Here is a 3,366-nt window from a genome sequence, read left to right on the forward strand (position 1 = left end):
ATCGTAGGGTGGGCAAAGCGTAGCGTGCCCACCATTCGGGCAAGAAGATCGCAATGCCTCAGTATCGCAGAGCCAAAGGCACCACGTTCTTCTTCACAGTTGTGCTTGCCGACCGATCAAGCACTCTGCTCGTGGATCACGTTGATCGCCTGAGACAAATCTACCGAACGATTCAGCAGCGGCGTCCGTTCGAAACCGTGGCGGTCTGCGTCCTACCCGACCATCTTCACGCCATTTGGGCCCTTCCAGAGGATGATCTCGATTTTTCGTCACGATGGAATTTGATCAAAGGCGGCTTTTCGCGAGGCCTGGAGAAAGGAGCACGCACGACAAGCAAATTGAGGAAGCGCGAAAAGGGCATCTGGCAGCGGCGCTTCTGGGAGCATGCAATTCGCAATGACGCGGACTTGGAACGCCACGTTGACTACATTCACTTCAACCCCGTGAAGCACGGCCTCATCGCGCGTGTGCGCGATTGGTCCCTCAGCAGCTTCCATCGCTACGTCGATCAAGGCACCCTTCCCGTGGATTGGGGAGGGGATATGCGGGACATTCCGGGGCAATTTGGCGAATGATGGTGGGCACGCTTCGCTTTGCCCACCCTACGGGATATCGCTAGGAAACTTTCACACCGTCGCGTGCGATAATTCGCAAGTTCGGCTTCAACGTCTCTTCCAGCTGCGACTTCAACTGATGCACCCGCGGGTCGGTCGATCGCGCCGCGCAGATGGCATATTGATGGACCGATTGCGCCAATGCGCGCCGGGCCTCGGGCGTTCGCGTCACGTTGGGGTTTGAAAGCTGCAGCACGATCGCTGCGAGATTCACCAGCATCTCGTCCAGGGCGACGTCGATGGTCGCAAGATTCCGCATCACCTACTCCCTGGGAGGGTAACAGCGAGTTCACGGATGCGTTCCGAGCGGGGCCGGATATGGTCAATGCTTCGTTAACGCCTTGTTCTTGCTGCGTGGCACGTTAGGCTGGCGAAACAAAAGAAAATCGGGGGGTAGGGGACCATGATGGATCGACGCAATCTGTTGCGCGCGGCTGCGGCATTGCCGCTGTTGCGGGCGGCTTTGCCGGACAAGGCTTTCGCCCAGGCCTATCCGGTGCGCAACATCACCATGATCGTGCCGTTTCCGGCCGGCGGCCAGGCCGATCTCGCCGCGCGCCCCGTGGCGATGGCGCTGGAGCGGGTCCTCGGCAAGCCCGTCATCGTCGACAACCGCGGCGGCGGCGGCGGCGGATCGGTCGGCAATGCCGCGGCGGCGCGCGCCGAGCCCGACGGCTACACGCTGCTGATGACGCTGTCCTCGCTCGCGGTACTGCCGGAGGCCGACCGGCTGTTCGACCGCCCCGTTGCCTACGAGGTCTCGCAGTTCATGCCGATCGCGCGCGTGCTGGCCGATCCCACGCTGCTCGCGGTGCCGGCCTCGGCGCCATGGAAGACCGCGCAGGATTTCGTCGAGGATGCGAAGAAGCGCCCGGGCCAGATCACCTACGGCTCGTCCGGGCCCTACGGCACGCTGCATGTGGCGATGGAGATGTTTGCCAGCAGCGCCGATATCAAGCTGCTGCATGTGCCGTTTCGCGGCGCCGGTCCCGCGCTGACCGCGTTGCTCAGCGGCACCGTGCAGGCGATCGCCGCCGCACCGGGCACGCTGAAGCCGCAGGTCGACGACGGCAAGCTGCGCGTGCTCGGCAATTGCGGCGCCCGGCGCATCGCGAGCTTCCCTGATGTCCCGACCTTTCAGGAGCTCGGCTACAAGGATGTCGAGATGTACATCTGGGCCGGGCTCTTTGCACAGAGCTCTCTTCCTGCGCCGATCGCGACCCGGCTGCGCGAGGCGATGGCGCAGGTGATGATGAGTCCGGAGGTGCTCAAGATCTTCGAGGCCTCCGGCAGTCTCGTCGCCTATCAGGACGCGCCGGAGTTCTCGCAATTTGTGGCGACCGACAGCGCGCGGCTGATCGCGGCGGTGAAGAAGATCGGCAAGGTGGAGTAGGGGGCCGCCTTAGAACTCGCTGCGGACCAGCCCCCGCAGCGTGTGCCGGTCATATCCCGGTGCGAACGCGCCCTCGTAGGACGCCTTGAACGATGTCGCGGTCGTGAGATCCCACCGGATCTCCGCGCCGGTGAGCGCGACCGTGCGCGCCCGTTCGACACCGGTGATCGCGAACGGAATGCCCGGCGCGCCTTCGAGGGCCGCCGTCGTGGTTGCGGCGCTGCCTGTGAACTCATGGCGCACGGCAAGGGTCGCGCCGAACTGCGCCGCGTGGCCGTTCGGCATCATCGTGCGGTGATTTGTGCGCAAGCCTGCCGTGCCATAGCCGACGTCGAAGCTGCCGCCCCGCACCAACTGGTTCACGCCGGGCGCGCCGGTTTCGGAAAGACTGCCCTGGCGTGTCGAATACCAGTCGGCCTTGGCGAACGGCTCGGCCGTAAAACCCCATCCGGTCTCGAACGGACGTGCGATGCCGAGCGAGGCGGCAAAGGTGTTCGCCCGCGAGGAGCCGGTCGCGGTTTCTCCCAGGAACGAGATCGTGCGCGAGGATTCGAGCGCCGCGAAGGAATAGCTGATCGCGGATGCGAGATTGAATCCGCCGCTCTCGCCACGCGCGTAGAAGCCGCCGTGGCCGGCATTGGCCTCGATGCTGTCGGCGCGGCCCGCCGTCCGCAGCTTGCCGGTCGAGGCGCCGACCGCGAGACCTGCGGTGAAGCCCGTTGTGTGCCACAGATCGACGCCGAGCGCGGCGCCGCCGACGCTTGCATTGGTTCCGAAGGCGATGTCGGTCGCCGCCACCCTGTCCCAATTGCCGTAACCGCCAAACCATACGCTCTGCGCGGGCCCGGCGCGGCGCGCGCCGAGCGCCTTGCCGATCGGGTCGGCCGGCACCTCGGCGTAGGAGGACACCGACATGCGCAAGGTCTCGCCGCGCGATTGCGTGCCGGCGTTCCACATGAAGCCCTGGAACGCATCGGCCTGGTCCACGGTGAAGCGGCGTCCGTCGGCGTGAATTTGTCCGGCGAGATCGTCGAGACCGGCCTTGATGCCTGATGCGTTGAGCGCGGCGAGCGTGTTGATGGCGGTGCCGAGCGGCCCGGATGCGCCGCCAGACTGCGCCTGGTCCAGCGCGCCGGCCACAGCCGCCTGGTTCGGCGTCAGGCCCGACAGCGTGCCGAAGCCGCCGATCTGTTGCAGCAGGAAGTAGACATTGTTGGCATCGTAGCTGAGCTGCCCCGAAACCAGCGGGCTGCCCGAGGTCGTGAGCGTCGCGAACGTGCCGTTGACCCCGACGGCCGCGGTGAGGATCGTGTATTGGGTGTTGGCGAGGAAGCCCGCGCCAACCGGAACGATCTGCAC

General features: G+C 65.4%; 4 protein-coding genes. 2 read left to right on the plus strand and 2 right to left on the minus strand.

Features of this window, described 5'->3' with window-relative positions; genetic code table 11:
• The first annotated feature begins 53 nt into the window (after positions 1–53).
• Positions 54–575, plus strand: a complete 522-nt coding sequence (locus tag ACXJL8_RS37085) for an REP-associated tyrosine transposase (protein WP_456617487.1) — start codon at positions 54–56, stop codon at positions 573–575.
• 40 nt (positions 576–615) lie between these two features.
• Here ACXJL8_RS37085 and ACXJL8_RS37090 read toward each other — a convergent pair whose 3' ends face one another.
• Positions 616–873, minus strand: a complete 258-nt coding sequence (locus ACXJL8_RS37090; RefSeq protein ID WP_456617488.1) for a hypothetical protein — start codon at positions 871–873, stop codon at positions 616–618.
• A gap of 147 nt (positions 874–1,020) precedes the next feature.
• Here ACXJL8_RS37090 and ACXJL8_RS37095 point away from each other — a divergent pair, with 147 nt between their 5' ends.
• Positions 1,021–2,007, plus strand: coding sequence for a tripartite tricarboxylate transporter substrate binding protein (locus tag ACXJL8_RS37095; RefSeq protein WP_456617489.1), 987 nt, complete (start codon positions 1,021–1,023; stop codon positions 2,005–2,007).
• 9 nt (positions 2,008–2,016) lie between these two features.
• On the opposite strand, the gene ACXJL8_RS37100 is transcribed toward ACXJL8_RS37095, so the two are convergent.
• The coding region (locus tag ACXJL8_RS37100) for an autotransporter outer membrane beta-barrel domain-containing protein (protein WP_456686624.1) at positions 2,017–3,366 on the minus strand (1,350 nt) is incomplete at its 5' end.

The sequence above is a fragment of the Bradyrhizobium sp. P5_C11_2 genome, from assembly GCF_054049755.1.

Bases quoted from the DNA above. Each gene is read 5' to 3' on its own strand.
- ACXJL8_RS37085 (WP_456617487.1), top strand. From the start codon at position 54: ATGCCTCAGTATCGCAGAGCCAAAGGCACCACGTTCTTCTTCACAGTT.
- ACXJL8_RS37090 (WP_456617488.1), bottom strand. From the start codon at position 873: ATGCGGAATCTTGCGACCATCGACGTCGCCCTGGACGAGATGCTGGTG.
- ACXJL8_RS37095 (WP_456617489.1), top strand. From the start codon at position 1,021: ATGGATCGACGCAATCTGTTGCGCGCGGCTGCGGCATTGCCGCTGTTG.